This window comes from Cupriavidus gilardii, assembly GCF_013347325.1.
GTDB classification, from domain to species: Bacteria; Pseudomonadota; Gammaproteobacteria; order Burkholderiales; family Burkholderiaceae; genus Cupriavidus; species Cupriavidus gilardii.
On record NZ_CP054626.1, the window covers coordinates 1,291,861 to 1,306,787 of the forward strand.

The window sequence follows — 14,927 nt, forward strand, 5'->3', positions numbered from 1 at the left end:
GGAGAGTGACATGTCCCGCGAAATCGAAGCACAAAAGCTCAAGCAAGACTGGGAAACCAACCCGCGCTGGAAGGGTATCCGCCGCAACTTCACGGCCGAGGACGTGGTGCGGCTGCGCGGCTCGGTGCAGATCGAGCACACGCTGGCCCGTCGTGGCGCCGAGAAGCTGTGGCATCTGCTCAATACCGAGCCGTTCGTCAACACGCTGGGCGCGCTGACCGGCAACCAGGCGATGCAGCAGGTCAAGGCCGGCCTGAAGGCGATCTATCTGTCGGGCTGGCAGGTCGCCGGCGACGCCAACCTGGCCGGCGAGATGTATCCGGACCAGTCGCTGTATCCGGCCAACTCGGTGCCGCAGGTGGTCAAGCGCATCAACAACACCTTCCAGCGCGCCGATCAGATCCAGTGGAGCGAGGGCAAGGGTGATGTCGATTTCTTCGCGCCGATCGTGGCGGACGCGGAGGCCGGCTTCGGCGGCGTGCTGAACGCGTTCGAGCTGATGAAGGCGATGATCGAAGCGGGCGCCGCGGGCGTGCACTTCGAAGACCAGCTGGCCTCGGTCAAGAAGTGCGGCCACATGGGCGGCAAGGTGCTGGTGCCGACCCGCGAGGCCGTCGCCAAGCTGACCGCCGCGCGCCTGGCGGCGGACGTGATGGGCGTGCCGACGCTGGTGATCGCCCGTACCGATGCGGAAGCGGCCGATCTGCTGACCTCGGACATCGACGATCGCGACAAGCCGTTCTGCACTGGCGAGCGCACCGTCGAAGGCTTCTACCGCACCCGGCCCGGCATCGAGCAGTCGATCGCGCGTGCGCTGGCCTATGCGGAAGTGGCCGACCTGGTCTGGTGCGAAACCGGCAAGCCCGATCTGGAGTTCGCCAAGAAGTTCGCCGAGGCGGTGCACGCCAAATTCCCGGGCAAGCTGCTGGCCTACAACTGCTCGCCGTCGTTCAACTGGAAGAAGAACCTGGACGACGCCACCATCGCCAAGTTCCAGAAGGAACTGGGCGCGATGGGCTACAAGTTCCAGTTCATCACGCTGGCCGGCTTCCACTCGCTGAACTACTCGATGTTCAACCTGGCTTACGGCTATGCGCGCAACCAGATGAGCGCGTTCGTCGAGCTGCAGGAGGCCGAGTTCAAGGCGGCCGAGAAGGGCTTCACCGCGGTCAAGCACCAGCGCGAAGTCGGCACCGGCTACTTCGACGCGGTCACGCAGACCATCGAAGGCGGCCAGTCGTCGACCACCGCGCTGAAGGGCTCGACCGAGGACGAGCAGTTCTTCGACAAGAAGGTGGCTTGAAGTCGTAAGACTTGCGCGTGCTGGTTCCCTCTCCCGCTTGCGGGAAAGGGGTTGGGGGAGAGGAAAGGCGGCGGCGCACAGGCCGATGCGGTTCCTGCAACCACCTCCTCTCCCCCACCCTCTCCCCCGTGAGGGGGAGAGGGGGAGCATCATCGCAGCGTGTGGCTGGGCAGGCCGGCCTTACTCACCGGTAGACGATCACCGGAATATCGGTATGCGTCAGCACCTTCTGCGTCTCGCTGCCGAGCAGCAGGCCGGACAGGCCGCGACGGCCGTGCGAGGCCATGAAGATCACGTCGCAGCCATGCCGTTCGGCCGCGTCGATGATGCCCAGATAGGGCACGGCGAAGGTCGACATATCGGTGTCGCATGGCACACCGGCCGCGGTGGCGGCAGTCTCGACCTCCTTCAGGTAGATGCGCGCCTGCGCCTCGATGCGGTCCTTGAAGGCCTGCGGGGCCTCGACCACGATCTCGCTGAACGGCGTGTACGGATATTCCTCGAGACAGACATAGGCAGTGACCCGGGCGCCGATGGCCTTGGCCAGCTCGATGCCGCCGTCGATCGCTTTCTTGGACAGCTCCGAACCGTCAGTGGGGAGCAGGATGTGCTTGAACATGGCCGATCTCCTTGCGATGAGTCCAAAGGCATGCCCGAGGGCACCGGAAGCGGGGCGAAGGAACCGACCCGCGCTGACTTCATTGTAGCCAGTGTGGCGGCTAATGCATCGCGGGCGAACCCTTGCCCGCTCGTCGTGCCGAGTCAGGCACCGACCGGCTCGTCGGCCGCGGGCAGCGGCGCCTGCTCGCCGCGGCGCCAGTAGGCAGGATTGCCGTAGGTGTTCTTCAGATGATCGATAAACAGCCGCACCCGCAGCGGCAGATGCTTGCGCTGGGGAAACACCGCGTGGATGCCGATCGGCGGCGCCTGGAATTCGTCGAGCACGGTAACCAGGCGCCCGGTCGCGATCTCGTGTCCGACCTCCCACCACGAGCGCCACGCCAAGCCATGCCCTTGCAGGCACCAGGCATGCAGCACGGCGCCGTCGGTGCATTCCATATTGCCGCCGACCTTGACCGTGACCGGGCGGCCGTCCTGCTGGAACACCCAGCCGCGCTGCACGTTGGCGCTGGCGCCGAAGGCCAGGCAGTTGTGGGCCGCCAGTTCTTCCGGCGTCTGCGGCGTGCCGCGCCGCGCCAGGTACGACGGCGCGGCCACCACCACGCGGCGGTTCTCCGCCAGCCGGATCGACACTAGGCTCGAATCGGGCAGGTCGCCCAGGCGGATCGCGCAGTCGAAGCCCTCGTTGACCAGATCGACCACGCGGTCCGACAGGTCCAGCGTGATGGTCACGTCCGGATGCGATTCGATGAACAGCGGCACTACCGGCGCGACGTGCTTGCGGCCGAAGCCAGCGGGTGCCGTCACGCGCAGATGGCCGCTGGCCTTGACGCCGCCGGCCGAGACGCTGGCCTCGGCGTTCTGCAGATCGTTCAGGATCCGCTGGCAGTCCTCCAGGAAGGCCGAGCCCTCGAAGGTCAGCGTGATCTTGCGAGTGGTGCGCACCAGCAGCTTGACGCCGAGCCGTTCCTCCAGCGCGTCGATGCGGCGGCCGATGATGGCCGGCGCGACGCCCTCGGCGGTGGCGGCCGCCGACAGGCTGCCGCGCGAGGCGACCGAGACGAAGGTCGCCAGTTGCTTGAAATGATCCACGTGTCCCCGATGTTTTGCGGCCGGCGCGACACAAAGCGATCTTGGCGATACGTGCGGGCCGGCGGATGGGAGGGCCGGGGCCGATATTGGTTTCGGATCTTCCGGCGGTTCGCCAAGATTAGTAGCGCAAAAGTAAAAGATCAAGTGACCCGGGTCGGCTATGCCGCGCTGCAGCGCCTGCCTACAATGCTCGGAATTCGTGGTACGCCGGCCCTGTGCCGCGGCCGCCAACCCCTGGTCCTTGCTGCTATGAACCCGATCCGCGCCGTCGTCTTCGATGCCTATGGCACGCTGTTCGACGTGTATTCCGTCACGGCGCGCGCGGAGCAGCTGTTTCCCGGCAAGGGCGAGGCGCTGGCGCTGCTGTGGCGCGACCGCCAGATCGACTACACGCGGATCCGCACGATGGCGGCGCCCGACGGGGCCTGGTACAAGCCGTTCTGGGCGATCACCGTCGACGCGCTGCGCTATGCGGCGCAGCGGCTGGATCTGCGGCTCGATGCCGCCGCCGAGGGGCAGCTGCTGAAGGAATACGCGTGCCTGTCGGCCTTTCCGGAAAACCTGGGCGCGCTGCGCCGCCTGCGCGCGGCCGGCCTGCCGCTGGGCATCCTGTCCAACGGCAATCCGGAGATGCTGGACATCTCGGTCAAGAGCGCCGGCATGCAGGGCCTGTTCGACCATGTGCTGTCGGTCGACGCGGTGCGCCAGTACAAGACCGCGCCGGCCGCCTATGCGCTCGGTCCCGCGGCCTTCGGCGTGCCGGCGCACGAGATGCTGTTTGTCTCGTCCAACGGCTGGGACGCGTGCGGCGCGACCTGGTTCGGCTACACCACGTTCTGGATCAATCGTGCCGGCCACCCGGCGGAGCGGCTCGACGCCGAGCCGAGCGGGACCGGGCACGACATGAACGACCTGCTCGATTTCGTGCGCGCACGCGGCATCGCCGTCGCGCATGGATGAAGAGGGCAGGCATGGCACAACCCCCATCGATCACAGGAGAACATTGATGGCCATCACGTTGCCTGCGGGCATGAAGATTACCGGCGAAATCCTGCCGGCCTACGAAGATATCCTCACGCCGGAAGCGCTGGCCCTGGTGGACAAGCTGCACCGTGCCTTCGAGCCGCGCCGCCAGCAGCTGCTGGCCGCGCGCGTCGAACGCGCCAAGCGCCTGGACGCGGGCGAGCGCCCCGACTTCCTGCCGGAGACCAGGTCGATCCGCGAAGGCGACTGGAAGATCGCGCCGATCCCGAAGGCGCTCGAATGCCGCCGCGTCGAAATCACCGGCCCGGTCGAAGCCAAGATGGTCATCAACGCGTTCAACTCGGGCGCGGACAGCTACATGACCGACTTCGAGGATTCGAACACGCCGAACTGGCACAACCAGCTGCAGGGCCAGGTCAACCTGAAGGCCGCCGTGCGCCGCACGCTGACGCTCGAGGCCAAGGGCAAGGTCTACAAGCTGAACGACAAGATCGCCACGCTGCAGGTGCGTCCGCGCGGCTGGCATCTGGACGAGAAGCACGTGACCATCGACGGCCAGCGCGTGTCGGGCGGCATCTGGGACTTCGCGCTGTTCCTGTTCCATAACGCCAAGGAGCAGATCGCGCGCGGCGCCGGTCCGTTCTTCTATCTGCCGAAGATGGAAAGCCATCTGGAAGCGCGCCTGTGGAACGACATCTTCGTGATGGCGCAGAACGAGATCGGCCTGCCGCAGGGCACCATCAAGGCGACCGTGCTGATCGAGACGATCCTGGCCGCCTTCGAGATGGAAGAGATCCTGTACGAGCTGCGCGAGCACAGCGCGGGCCTGAACGCCGGCCGCTGGGACTACATCTTCTCGTGCATCAAGAAGTTCAAGACCGACAAGAACTTCTGCCTGGCCGACCGCGCCAAGGTCACGATGACCGCGCCGTTCATGCGCGCCTACGCGCTGCTGCTGCTCAAGACCTGCCACAAGCGCGGCGCGCCCGCGATCGGCGGCATGAGCGCGCTGATCCCGATCAAGAACGATCCGGAGAAGAACGAGATCGCGATGCAGGGCATCATCGGCGACAAGCGCCGCGATGCGACCGACGGCTATGACGGCGGCTGGGTGGCTCACCCGGGCCTGGTCGAGCCGGCGATGAAGGAATTCGTCGCGGTGCTGGGCGACAAGCCGAACCAGTTCGACAAGCAGCGCCCGGATGTCAACGTCAGCGGCGCCGACCTGCTGAACTTCCAGCCGGAGACGCCGATCACCGAAGGCGGCCTGCGCATGAACATCAATGTGGGCATCCATTACCTGGGCGCCTGGCTGGCCGGCAACGGCTGCGTGCCGATCCACAACCTGATGGAAGACGCCGCCACCGCCGAGATCTCGCGTTCGCAGGTCTGGCAGTGGATCCGCTCGCCGAAGGGCGTGCTGGAGGACGGCCGCAAGGTGACCGCCGAGATGGTGCGCGCGCTGATTCCGGAAGAACTGGCCAAGGTCAAGGAAGTGGTCGGTGGCGACACGAAGACCTACGACCGCGCCGCCGAGATCTTCGAACAGATGTCGACGTCGGAATCGTTCGCCGAATTCCTGACGCTGCCGCTGTACGAGGAGATCTGATGGCGTTGCCCTCTCCCGCTTGCGGGAGAGGGCGGATCACTGGTGGATCGCACACCTTGGACAAGCCCGCATCCGCGGGCTTTTTGCTTTGCGGAATGCGGCTGCGGCGCGAGGCCCTCATAATGGCGGCTTGAGCAAGAGGGAGAATCAAGTTGCGCTTCGAGCATCTGGTAGAGATCAATGACCCCAACATGCCGGCGCTGGAACCGCTGACGGCGGACCAGGTCTGGCAGGGGCTGGTACTGCGCGGCCAGTCGCCGGAGCTGTTCGTGCTGGGCCTGGACCGTGCCGAGATCACGGGCCGCGGCGACGACTGGATCGAACGCGTGCTGCATTTCGGCAACGCGCAGATTCGCGACCGGGTCGTGTTCGAACCGCGCCGCTCGGTCCGCTACGAGACCGCCGCCACCGCCGACCATGCCGGCGGCACGCTGACGATGACGGTCGAGACGCCGGGCCCCGGCGCGTTGCTGTTGCGCTTTACCTACGAGACGACGATGCCGGCCGTCGACGCCAGCGGCGACGACCGCTACGCCGTGATCGTCAAGTCGGCCTACCACGAGGCCGATCTCGATACGGTCCGCAAGATCCGCGAACTGGCCAGCACCGGCAGGCTCGGGTGAGCGAGGACGCCTTGCCGCCGCGCGGCGGCGACGGCCGCGCCCGCAGCGCCCCCACGCGCGCCCAGCTGCGCGAGCGCTATGGCGACAAGCTGCGCTGGCTGGTGCTGGTCACGCTGATGATCGGCACGATGTCGTCGATCGTGTCGTCGACCATCGTCAACGTCGCGGTGCCGGACCTGAGCCGGCATTTCGGGCTGGGGCAGGAGCGCGCGCAATGGGTCGCGGCCAGCTTCATGATCGCGATGACGCTGGCGATGCTGCTGACCCCATGGCTGCTGAACCGCTACGGCCTGCGCCGCACCTTTCTCGGCGCGGCGGTGCTGCTTGGCGTCGGCGGGCTGGTCGGCGGCTTCTCGCCCAGCTATGGCGTGATGATCGCGATGCGCGTGGCCGAAGGCATCGCCGCGGGCATCATGCAGCCGCTGCCCAATATCCTGATCCTGCGCGTGTTCGAGGAACGCGAGCAGGGCCGGGCGATGGGCATGTTCGGCTTCGGCGTAGTGCTGGCGCCGGCGCTGGGGCCGAGCCTGGGCGGCTTCCTGGTCGAATCGTTCGGCTGGCGCTCGATCTTCTTCGTGGTGGTGCCGCTGACGATCGTCGCCGGACTGATGGCGCGCCGCTTCATGGCGATCGATTCGGCGATGATGGGCGAGCGCAAGCCGCTCGACTGGCAGGGGCTGGCGCTGGCCGGGGTCGCCACGGTGATGCTGCTGAACGGCCTGGTCGAGCTGCGCGAGGACACGGCCACCGGCATGCTGCTGTCGGGGCTGGGCGTGCTGCTGCTGGTGCTGTTCGTGCTGTGGCAGCTGCGCGCGTCGGACCCGCTGATGAACATGCGGCTGTACAGCTATCGGCAGTTTTCGGCCGGTGCGGTGGTCGCCTTCATCTATGGCGCCGGACTGTTCGGTTCGACCTATCTGCTGCCGGTCTATATGCAGATGGCGCTGCAGTACTCGCCGTCGCAGGCGGGCTTCGTGCTGCTGCCGGCCGGCATTGCGCTGGCCGTGACCATCGCGCTGGCGGGCCGCCTGACCAGCCGCGTGCCGCCGCATATCCAGGTGTCGGCCGGCCTCGCGCTGCTGGCCGCGTCGTTCCTGTTGATGGCGCTGGGCTCGCTGACGACGCCCTACGTGGTGCTGATCGCACTGGCGGTGCTGGGCCGCATCGGCCTGGGCTGCATCCTGCCGTCGCTGTCGCTGGGTGCGATGCGGGGCGTCGATTTCTCGCTGATCGCGCAGGGCTCGAGCGTGATCAACTTCGTGCGGCAGCTGGGCGGTGCGATCGGCGTCAGCCTGGCCGGCGTCGGCCTGCAATGGCGGCTCGAGTCGCATGGCGCGCTGCTGGCCGGCAATCAGGCCGGCGCCGATGCCGCGGCCCGCATCCGCGCGTTCGACGAAACCTTCCTGGCGGTCGGGCTGGTGATCGCGACCGCGATCCTCGCGGCCTGGCGGATCCGGCCGCGGCAGCAGCCGGAGCGGGTGGGGCAGTAGCGCCTTGTCGAGTGACCGATCGCGGCGCCCCGCGCAGGCGGGGCCCCGTGTGCCGGCGGTCTTGCGTTGAAGCCGCCGGGTCCCCGCCTGCGGGGGGACGGCGGTACGCCAAGGGTCAGCTCGCCGCGCCCGACTTCAGCTCCTCGACCAGCTCGATGTACTTCTGCATCGCCTCTTGCTGGCTGGTGCCCCTCAGCGTTTCCCACGCCTCGAACTTGTAGCGGCCGACGAAGTCGGTCATGCCGGGCTTGTCGCCATGGGCGTCGCCCTCGCTGCCTTGCTTGTACAGCGCGTACAGGCGCAGCAGCGTCATGTTGCTGGGGCGTTCGGACAGTTGCTTGACGTCGTTCTGCGCTTGCTCGAAGCGCTGCTGCAGGTCGCTCATGGGGACTCCGGGACGGTGAGGGGGATCGACCCGCGATGATAGCCGCGCGTGCCGCCGATCCGGCCCGGAAAAAACCGAGGACGGCTTCGGTTCGGCGGCCAGCGGATACAATCGCGGCATGTCATGGATTCTTGCCGTTGAAACCTCCACCGAGTGGTGTTCGGTCGCGCTCGGCCACGCCTCGCCAGCCGGCGGCCTGCGCTGCCTGGCCCGCCACGAACAGACCGGTCCGCGCTCGTCGGGCCGGGTTCTGCCCGCCGCGGGCGAACTGCTGGCCGAGGCCGGCATCCGGCTGGCCGATTGTGCCGCGATCGCCTTCGGCGCGGGCCCGGGCTCGTTCACCGGCCTGCGCACCGCCTGCGGCATCGCCCAGGGTCTGGCCTTCGGCGCCGATCTGCCGGTCGTTCCCGTCAATACGCTGATGGCCTGCGCCGAGCGCGTGCGCGGCGTGCCCGGGGCCGCGCTGGCGGGCGACGCCACGGCCGAGCCGCTGCCCGCCGGCATGCCGGTACTGGTCGCGCTCGACGCGCGCATGGACGAGGTCTACACCGGGCTGTTCGGCTGGGACGCGGCCCGCGGCGAATGGCAGCAGGCCGGTCCGATGGGCGTGGTCCCGCCCGAGGCGGTGCAGGCGCCGTCCGCGACGTTCTGGCTGGCCGGCAACGGCGTCACGGTCCATGGCGAACGATTGCACGCCGCCGCGCAGGCCGCGCGCACGATCCCCGGCGCGATGCCGCACGCGGCCGCAGTGGTGGCGCTGGCGCAGCGCGCGCTGGCGCGCGGCGAAACCGTGGCGGCGGCCGATGCGGCGCCGCTGTATCTGCGCGACAAGGTCGCGCAGACCGTCGCCGAGCGCCAGGCCGCGGCGGCCGGCCGCGCGTCGCTGGCAGCGACCGGAGAGCGGCAATGAGCGCCGCGCTCGGCGACAGCCGTGCCCGCGCCGTCCCCTGGCCCGCGGTGCCGGCCATGCCGGTGTTGCCGAGCGGCTGGGCGCTGGCCCGGATGACCGCGCGCGACCTCGACGCGGTGGTCGACATCGAGCAGCGCGCCTATACCCACCCCTGGACCCGCGGCAATTTCGAGAACTCGGTCAAGGCCGGCCATATCGGCCTGACACTGCGCGACCCGGCCGGGCAGCTGGCCGGCTATGCGGTGCTGATGCCGGTGGTCGACGAGATGCACCTGCTCAATATCACGATCGAGCCGGCGCGCCATCGGCAGGGACTCGGCAAGCTGCTGCTGGCGGTGGCGCTGGCCACCGCGCATCAGCATCGGCTGCCCAATGTGCTGCTCGAAGTCAGGCCGTCGAATACCGCCGCGCTGGCGCTGTACGAGGCCGCCGGTTTCGAGACGATCGGCCGGCGCAAGGGCTATTACCCGGCCGCCGAAGGACGCGAGGACGCACTGGTGCTGCGGCGCCGCTGGGACACGGCCCTGGACGGCGGGCAGGACGGCCCGCGGGAGGCATCGGCATGAACCGGCGCGCGTTGTTTCTGGAGGCGCTCGGCATCGGCACCGAATGGGTGCCGCGCCATGCCGCGGCGGTTCAGGCGGAGCCCGAGGCCGCGGCGGCAACGGGGCTGCCGGAGCGGCAAGCGCCAGGCTTCGAAGGACCGAGCCATCAAGTGCCGAGCCATCCAGCGCCGGACCATCCAGCGCCGGACCATCAGGCGCCGCGCCTCGACGCTGCCCGCGCGACGACCGCCCCCGCCCCCGCGCCGACGCCACGCCAGCCGGTCATTCCGATCGTTGCCGACGACGGCTTGCGGCTGCCGCCCGGCGAAGCGGTCGCGCAGCCCGCGGACGACCTTGCCACGCTCGACTGGCAGGCGCTGGAAGCGCGCGTGGCCGGCTGCACCGCCTGCCAGCTGTGCGGCACGCGGACCCGCACGGTGTTCGGCGTCGGCGATCGCGAGGCCGACTGGATGCTGGTCGGCGAGGCCCCGGGCGAGAACGAGGACCGTCAGGGCGAGCCCTTCGTCGGCCAGGCCGGCAAGCTGCTCGACAACATGCTGGCGTCGCTGCAGCTGGCGCGCGGGCGCAACGTGTTCATCGCCAACGTGCTGAAGTGCCGGCCGCCGGGCAACCGCAATCCCGAGCCGGCCGAGGTCGAGCAGTGCGAGCCCTTCCTGCGCCGGCAGATCGCCCTGGTGCGTCCGCGCCTGATCGTCGTGCTGGGCCGTTTCGCCGCGCAGACGCTGCTGCGCACCACCACGCCGATCAGCAAGCTGCGCGGCACGGTGCATCGCTACGAGGGCATCCCGGTGGTGGTGACCTACCACCCGGCCTACCTGCTGCGCACGCTCTCCGACAAGGCGCGCGCCTGGGAAGACCTGTGCCTGGCGCGCGATGTCTATCGGCAGAGCGATCCGGCCGCGCCGGCCGATCTGCTGGATTCCGGACAGCACGACTCCCCGTTGCGCGACCTACCACGGGCCGGCGTTGCCGGCGGCGGCGATGCGGGAGCCGGTCACTGAACTGGCCGGCGCCGGCGCGACCACGGCCGAGCCGCTGTGGCGCGCCGCCACGTCGGCGCGCGTGCGCGATCTGGCCTGGTGCACGCTGGCGCCGCCGCTGCTGAGCGGCTTGCCGCGCGATCTCGCCGCGCTGGCCGCGCTCGCCGAAGGGGGCGGCGCGGCGCTGGCGAGCTGGCCGCCCGCCGCCCTCGCGGCCTGGCAGCGCTGGCTGGCCGCCGCCGATCCCCGGCAGCTGCCGCCCACGATCGAGGAACTGTCCGCCTTGCCCGGCGCCGTCCAGGCGCTGGCTCCGGCCGCGCGCAGCCTGCGGCTGGGCCGGCATGCCGAACGGCTGCTGCATTTCGCGCTGGAGCACGGCGACGGTATCGAGCTGGTCGCGTCCAATCTGCCGGTGCGCCGGCACGGCGCGCACGGCGTGCAGACGCTGGGCGAGCTGGACTTCGTCTGGCGGCAGAGTACGGCTGGCGCAGGCAGTGCCGGCCAGCTGGTGCACTGGGAGATGGCGGCCAAGTTCTATCTGCTGGTGGAGCCCGGCGGCGATGCGCCAGACGCGGCGGCGCCCGCCGAGCGCACTGCCTGGCTGCAGGCCTTCGTCGGCCCGAACCTGGTCGACCGCCTCGGCGACAAGCTGTCGCATATCGTCCGCCGCCAGCTGCCGCTGTCGCGCACGCCGGAGGCCGAGGCGCTGCTGGGCGGCCGCGTCGATCGCAGCGAAATCTATCTGCTCGGCTGGCTGTTCTATCGCGATGGGCGGATGCCGGCCGGCCTCGACGCGCTCGGGCTCAATCCGGCCCATCTGCGCGGCTGGTGGTCGACGCTGGAGCAATGGGCTCAGCGGGTCGGCGGGTCGGCTTCGTCCGCCTCGGCAGCGCCGGTACGCTGGCATCGGCTGCCGCGCGCCCGCTGGCTGTCGCCGGCGCTGGTGCCCGAGCACGACACCGAACCGTTCGAGACGCTGCACGACGCGTTGGCCGCGCGCTTCGCCGAGCCGCATCGCGACCTGGCCTGGCGGCGCGAGTCGCCGGTGATGATCTGCGAGATGGAACCGGCCGGCGCGTCGGCGCCGGGCTGGTGGCGCGAGCGTTCGCGCGGCTTCGTGGTACCGCCGGGATGGGAGGAGAGGGCGCGGCAGCGCATCGCGCAGCCGCCGCGTTAGATCGTCGCGTTAAATCGACGCGTTAAATCGACGCCTTAGATCGACGCGTTAGATCGTCGCGTTAGATCGTCGCGTCATTCCCGCGAAGGCGGGAACCCGGCGTCCTTGCCCGCCTCTGCGCAAGCCACCGGGTCCCCGCGTCCGCGACGGCGACGGCGGGCCGGCGCCGTCTCAGTGGTGCTTGTCCTCGCCGATCATCGCCAGCGAGTTGTACAGCCGGACATTCTTGCGATGCTGGCGCATCACCAGCAGCATGGTGCCGCAGACAAACATGCCGAAGGCGATGATCACGATGCCGATCGGCACGTTCAGCTTGATCAGCAGCGCATACAGGCACAGCATCAGCAGCACCGAAACGTTCTCGTTGAAGTTCTGCACCGCGATCGAGTGGCCCGCCGACAGCAGCACATGGCCGCGATGCTGCAGCAGCGCGTTCATCGGCACCACGAAGTAGCCCGACATGCCGCCCACCACCATCAGGAACACATAGGCGATCGCCATATACAGCGGCATCCGCATGCCCAGCACGTCCAGCGCGACATCGGGCATCGCGTCCTTGGTGTAGAAGGCCATCAGCATCACGATCGCGCCCATCGCGACGCCGAACGGCAGCACCGACAGCGACTTGCGCAGCGGGATGCGCATCGCCGCCATGATGGCGCCGACCGCCACGCCGACCGCGACCACGGCCTGCAGCAGCGCGCCCTGCGACAGGTTCAGGCCGAGCGATTTTTCCGCCCACTTCAGCACGATGAACTGCAGCGTCGCGCCGGCACCCCAGAACAGCGTGGTGACCGCCAGCGAGATCTGGCCGAGCTTGTCCCTCCATAGCGCGGTGAAGCAGTCGGCGAACTCGGCGATCAGCTTGATCGGGTTCTTTTCCTGCTGCGGATAGCGGGCGCCGGTGTCGGGGATGAACAGGTTGAACAGCGCGGCGATCACGTAGAACAGCATGATCACCACCATCGCCGCCTCGGCCGGCGTATCGATGCCGGTCTCGATCCACGGCAGGTCGATCGCCAGCATCAGGCTCGATACCTTGACCGAGATCAGCGCGCCGCCGACCACCGTGCCCAGAATGATCGAGCCGACCGTCAGGCCCTCGATCCAGCCGTTGGCGGCCACCAGGCGCTCGGCCGGCAGCAGCTCGGTCAGGATGCCGTACTTGGCCGGCGAATAGGCCGCCGCGCCGAAGCCGACCACGCCATAGGCCAGCAGCGGGTGCAGCCCGAACATCATGATCGCGCAGCCGGCGATCTTGATCGTGTTGGTGATGAACATCACCTTGCCCTTGGGCATCGAGTCGGCAAAGGCGCCGACGAAGGCGGCCAGCACGACATAGGACAGCACGAAGAACAGCTTGAGCAGCGGGGTCATCCACTGCGGGGAGTGCAATTCGGCGAGGAGGGCAATGGCGGCGATGAGCAGAGCGTTGTCGGCCAGCGAAGAAAAGAACTGCGCGGCCATGATGGTGTAAAAACCCTTCTTCATACCTTGGACTCTGTCTCCATCGCGATTTCCTTGCGCTACTGGCGTGCCCGCGCCAACGGCCGTCGGCATCGTGCGGAGGGGGTGAACGGCGGCCGTGCCAAAAGGAGGCCCGGGACGCACGGGGCGCCCGCGCCGGGTCCGGTTCGGCGTGGCGGGGGCGTGTACGTACCTGACGTGACCCGTCATATTGAATCACTTTTGAAACATGGCCGGAACGTCCGGCTTTATATCACGAAAGTCTTTCAATTCCGAAGAAGGGAAGACCGCAAATTGACCCGATTTGACCATTCGCTCCGGAGCGGATTCCCGGGAATTGCCGAACCAATGTGGTCAAATAACGGTCTACGCGGTGCCCCTTCGGTGTGCTGCCGCGCATGGATGCCGAACGCCCCGGTCAATCCGCGGTGTTCCCGCTGACAGTGCCCCGCGCACCACTTCGGCGCGCCCGCCCAGGCAAATAGCCGCCAGGGCCCCCGCGACGCCGCGAGGCCGCTGTGACGAACCTTCCCTGATCCCCATGCCAAGACCGATTCACGCTGTCATCCATCAACCCGCCCTGGCCAACAACCTCGAGGTGGTGCGCCGGCACGCGCCGGCTTCCCGCGTCTGGGCGGTGGTCAAGGCCAACGCCTACGGTCATGGCATCCGGCGCGCCTTCGCCGGCCTGCGCGCGGCCGATGGCTTCGGCCTGCTGGACCTGAACGAGGCCGTGCTGCTGCGCGAGCTGGGGTGGCAGGGCCCGATCCTGCTGCTCGAGGGCTTCTTCCAGCCCCAGGACGTGCCGCTGCTTGAGGAGTACCGGCTGACCACCGCGATCCACAATGAGGAGCAGCTGCGCATGCTCGAGGTTGCCCGTCCCAAGGGGCCGCTGGCGATCCAGCTCAAGCTCAATACCGGCATGAACCGGCTCGGCTTCGCACCGGACCAGTATCGTGCCGCCTGGGAGCGCGCCCGCACGCTGTCCGGGGTCGGCAGCATCGTCCATATGACGCACTTCTCCGACGCCGACGGCGAGCGCGGCATCGCGCATCAGCTGGAGGTGTTCGACGCCGCCACCGCCAATCTGCCGGGCGAGGCCAGCCTGTCCAACTCCGCGGCCACGCTGTGGCATCCGGCCGCGCACCGCGCCTGGGTGCGGCCCGGCATCGTGTTGTACGGCGCCTCGCCGAGCGGCCGGCACGCCGACATCGCGGACACCGGGCTGATGCCGGCGATGTCGCTGCACAGCGAACTGATCGCGGTGCAGGAATTGCGGCCCGGCGACACGGTCGGCTACGGCTCGCTGTATACCGCGGAGCGGCCGATGCGGATCGGCGTGGTCGCCTGCGGCTATGCCGACGGCTATCCGCGCCATGCCGCGGGCTGGGGCGACCAGCCGGCGCCGGTGCTGGTCGACGGCGTACGCACGCATCTGGTCGGCCGCGTGTCGATGGACATGCTGTGCGTCGACCTGACGCCGTGTCCGAAGGCGCGGGTCGGCTCGCCGGTGACGCTGTGGGGCCACGGCCTGCCGATCGACGATGTCGCCGCCGCCAGCGGTACGGTCGGCTACGAGCTGATGTGCGCGCTGGCGCCGCGGGTGCCGGTGACGGTCGCGACGCTGACGGTGCCGGATGCGCCCGGCGTGGCCGAGGCCGCGCCGGCCAAGTAGAATCGGCGCCTCTCCGCTCTCCGCTCTCCGCTCCCCGGCCCCAAG

General features: G+C 68.8%; 14 protein-coding genes. 10 read left to right on the top strand and 4 right to left on the bottom strand.

The window, feature by feature from the left end; genetic code table 11:
• Positions 1 to 10 precede the first annotated feature (10 nt).
• On the top strand, positions 11 to 1,303 hold the full coding sequence (gene aceA, locus FOB47_RS16185; RefSeq protein WP_006576216.1) for an isocitrate lyase: 1,293 nt from the start codon (positions 11 to 13) through the stop codon (positions 1,301 to 1,303).
• A 184-nt stretch (positions 1,304 to 1,487) separates the two neighbouring features.
• On the opposite strand, the gene FOB47_RS16190 is transcribed toward aceA, so the two are convergent.
• Both FOB47_RS16190 and FOB47_RS16195 read right to left on the bottom strand, forming a co-directional pair.
• Positions 1,488 to 1,922, bottom strand: a complete 435-nt coding sequence (locus FOB47_RS16190; RefSeq protein WP_006576556.1) for a universal stress protein — start codon at positions 1,920 to 1,922, stop codon at positions 1,488 to 1,490.
• Positions 1,923 to 2,065: 143 nt separating this feature from the next.
• On the bottom strand, positions 2,066 to 3,016 hold the full coding sequence (locus tag FOB47_RS16195; protein ID WP_053821633.1) for a LysR family transcriptional regulator: 951 nt from the start codon (positions 3,014 to 3,016) through the stop codon (positions 2,066 to 2,068).
• A gap of 249 nt (positions 3,017 to 3,265) precedes the next feature.
• On the opposite strand from FOB47_RS16195, the gene FOB47_RS16200 reads away from it, so the two are divergent.
• From FOB47_RS16200 to FOB47_RS16215, 4 genes are all read left to right on the top strand, one after another.
• The gene (locus tag FOB47_RS16200) at positions 3,266 to 3,976 is read left to right on the top strand and encodes a haloacid dehalogenase type II (protein WP_053821634.1); all 711 of its coding nucleotides are present in this window, start codon (positions 3,266 to 3,268) and stop codon (positions 3,974 to 3,976) included.
• Between the two features lie 46 nt (positions 3,977 to 4,022).
• Positions 4,023 to 5,609, top strand: coding sequence for a malate synthase A (gene aceB, locus FOB47_RS16205; RefSeq protein WP_053821635.1), 1,587 nt, complete (start codon positions 4,023 to 4,025; stop codon positions 5,607 to 5,609).
• 152 nt (positions 5,610 to 5,761) lie between these two features.
• Positions 5,762 to 6,232 carry an SRPBCC family protein gene (locus FOB47_RS16210; protein ID WP_174781537.1) on the top strand — a complete coding sequence of 157 codons (471 nt, stop codon included), beginning with the start codon at positions 5,762 to 5,764 and terminating at the stop codon, positions 6,230 to 6,232.
• Positions 6,229 to 7,722: a DHA2 family efflux MFS transporter permease subunit gene (locus FOB47_RS16215; RefSeq protein WP_390884873.1), complete on the top strand. Its 1,494-nt coding sequence runs from the start codon at positions 6,229 to 6,231 to the stop codon at positions 7,720 to 7,722. The genes FOB47_RS16210 and FOB47_RS16215 overlap by 4 nt, the downstream gene beginning before the upstream one ends.
• 115 nt (positions 7,723 to 7,837) lie before the next feature.
• Here the strand turns inward: FOB47_RS16215 and FOB47_RS16220 are convergent, their stop codons facing one another.
• A complete protein-coding gene (locus FOB47_RS16220; protein ID WP_174781538.1) occupies positions 7,838 to 8,107 on the bottom strand; it encodes an acyl-CoA-binding protein in 270 nt (89 codons plus the stop codon).
• 118 nt (positions 8,108 to 8,225) lie between these two features.
• Here FOB47_RS16220 and tsaB point away from each other — a divergent pair, with 118 nt between their 5' ends.
• The 4 genes from tsaB to FOB47_RS16240 are packed head-to-tail and all read left to right on the top strand — an operon-like array spanning position 8,226 to position 11,740.
• The gene (gene tsaB, locus FOB47_RS16225) at positions 8,226 to 9,017 is read left to right on the top strand and encodes a tRNA (adenosine(37)-N6)-threonylcarbamoyltransferase complex dimerization subunit type 1 TsaB (RefSeq protein WP_174781539.1); all 792 of its coding nucleotides are present in this window, start codon (positions 8,226 to 8,228) and stop codon (positions 9,015 to 9,017) included.
• Entirely contained in the window at positions 9,014 to 9,583 is a 570-nt protein-coding gene (gene rimI, locus FOB47_RS16230; protein WP_174781540.1) for a ribosomal protein S18-alanine N-acetyltransferase, read from the top strand. Before tsaB ends, rimI begins: the two co-directional genes overlap by 4 nt.
• Entirely contained in the window at positions 9,580 to 10,584 is a 1,005-nt protein-coding gene (locus FOB47_RS16235; RefSeq protein ID WP_174781541.1) for a uracil-DNA glycosylase, read from the top strand. Before rimI ends, FOB47_RS16235 begins: the two co-directional genes overlap by 4 nt.
• Positions 10,565 to 11,740 carry a DUF1853 family protein gene (locus FOB47_RS16240; protein ID WP_174781542.1) on the top strand — a complete coding sequence of 392 codons (1,176 nt, stop codon included), beginning with the start codon at positions 10,565 to 10,567 and terminating at the stop codon, positions 11,738 to 11,740. The genes FOB47_RS16235 and FOB47_RS16240 overlap by 20 nt, the downstream gene beginning before the upstream one ends.
• A gap of 171 nt (positions 11,741 to 11,911) precedes the next feature.
• Here the strand turns inward: FOB47_RS16240 and lplT are convergent, their stop codons facing one another.
• Positions 11,912 to 13,231: a lysophospholipid transporter LplT gene (lplT, locus tag FOB47_RS16245; protein WP_174781543.1), complete on the bottom strand. Its 1,320-nt coding sequence runs from the start codon at positions 13,229 to 13,231 to the stop codon at positions 11,912 to 11,914.
• Between the two features lie 517 nt (positions 13,232 to 13,748).
• Here lplT and alr point away from each other — a divergent pair.
• Entirely contained in the window at positions 13,749 to 14,882 is a 1,134-nt protein-coding gene (gene alr / locus FOB47_RS16250) for an alanine racemase (protein ID WP_053821642.1), read from the top strand.
• The last annotated feature ends 45 nt before the right edge of the window (positions 14,883 to 14,927 follow it).

Coding starts and splice junctions, on each gene's coding strand:
- aceA (WP_006576216.1), top strand. CDS start 11: ATGTCCCGCGAAATCGAAGCACAAAAGCTCAAGCAAGACTGGGAAACC.
- FOB47_RS16190 (WP_006576556.1), bottom strand. CDS start 1,922: ATGTTCAAGCACATCCTGCTCCCCACTGACGGTTCGGAGCTGTCCAAG.
- FOB47_RS16200 (WP_053821634.1), top strand. CDS start 3,266: ATGAACCCGATCCGCGCCGTCGTCTTCGATGCCTATGGCACGCTGTTC.
- aceB (WP_053821635.1), top strand. CDS start 4,023: ATGGCCATCACGTTGCCTGCGGGCATGAAGATTACCGGCGAAATCCTG.
- FOB47_RS16220 (WP_174781538.1), bottom strand. CDS start 8,107: ATGAGCGACCTGCAGCAGCGCTTCGAGCAAGCGCAGAACGACGTCAAG.
- tsaB (WP_174781539.1), top strand. CDS start 8,226: ATGTCATGGATTCTTGCCGTTGAAACCTCCACCGAGTGGTGTTCGGTC.
- rimI (WP_174781540.1), top strand. CDS start 9,014: ATGAGCGCCGCGCTCGGCGACAGCCGTGCCCGCGCCGTCCCCTGGCCC.
- FOB47_RS16235 (WP_174781541.1), top strand. CDS start 9,580: ATGAACCGGCGCGCGTTGTTTCTGGAGGCGCTCGGCATCGGCACCGAA.
- FOB47_RS16240 (WP_174781542.1), top strand. CDS start 10,565: ATGCGGGAGCCGGTCACTGAACTGGCCGGCGCCGGCGCGACCACGGCC.
- lplT (WP_174781543.1), bottom strand. CDS start 13,231: ATGAAGAAGGGTTTTTACACCATCATGGCCGCGCAGTTCTTTTCTTCG.
- alr (WP_053821642.1), top strand. CDS start 13,749: ATGCCAAGACCGATTCACGCTGTCATCCATCAACCCGCCCTGGCCAAC.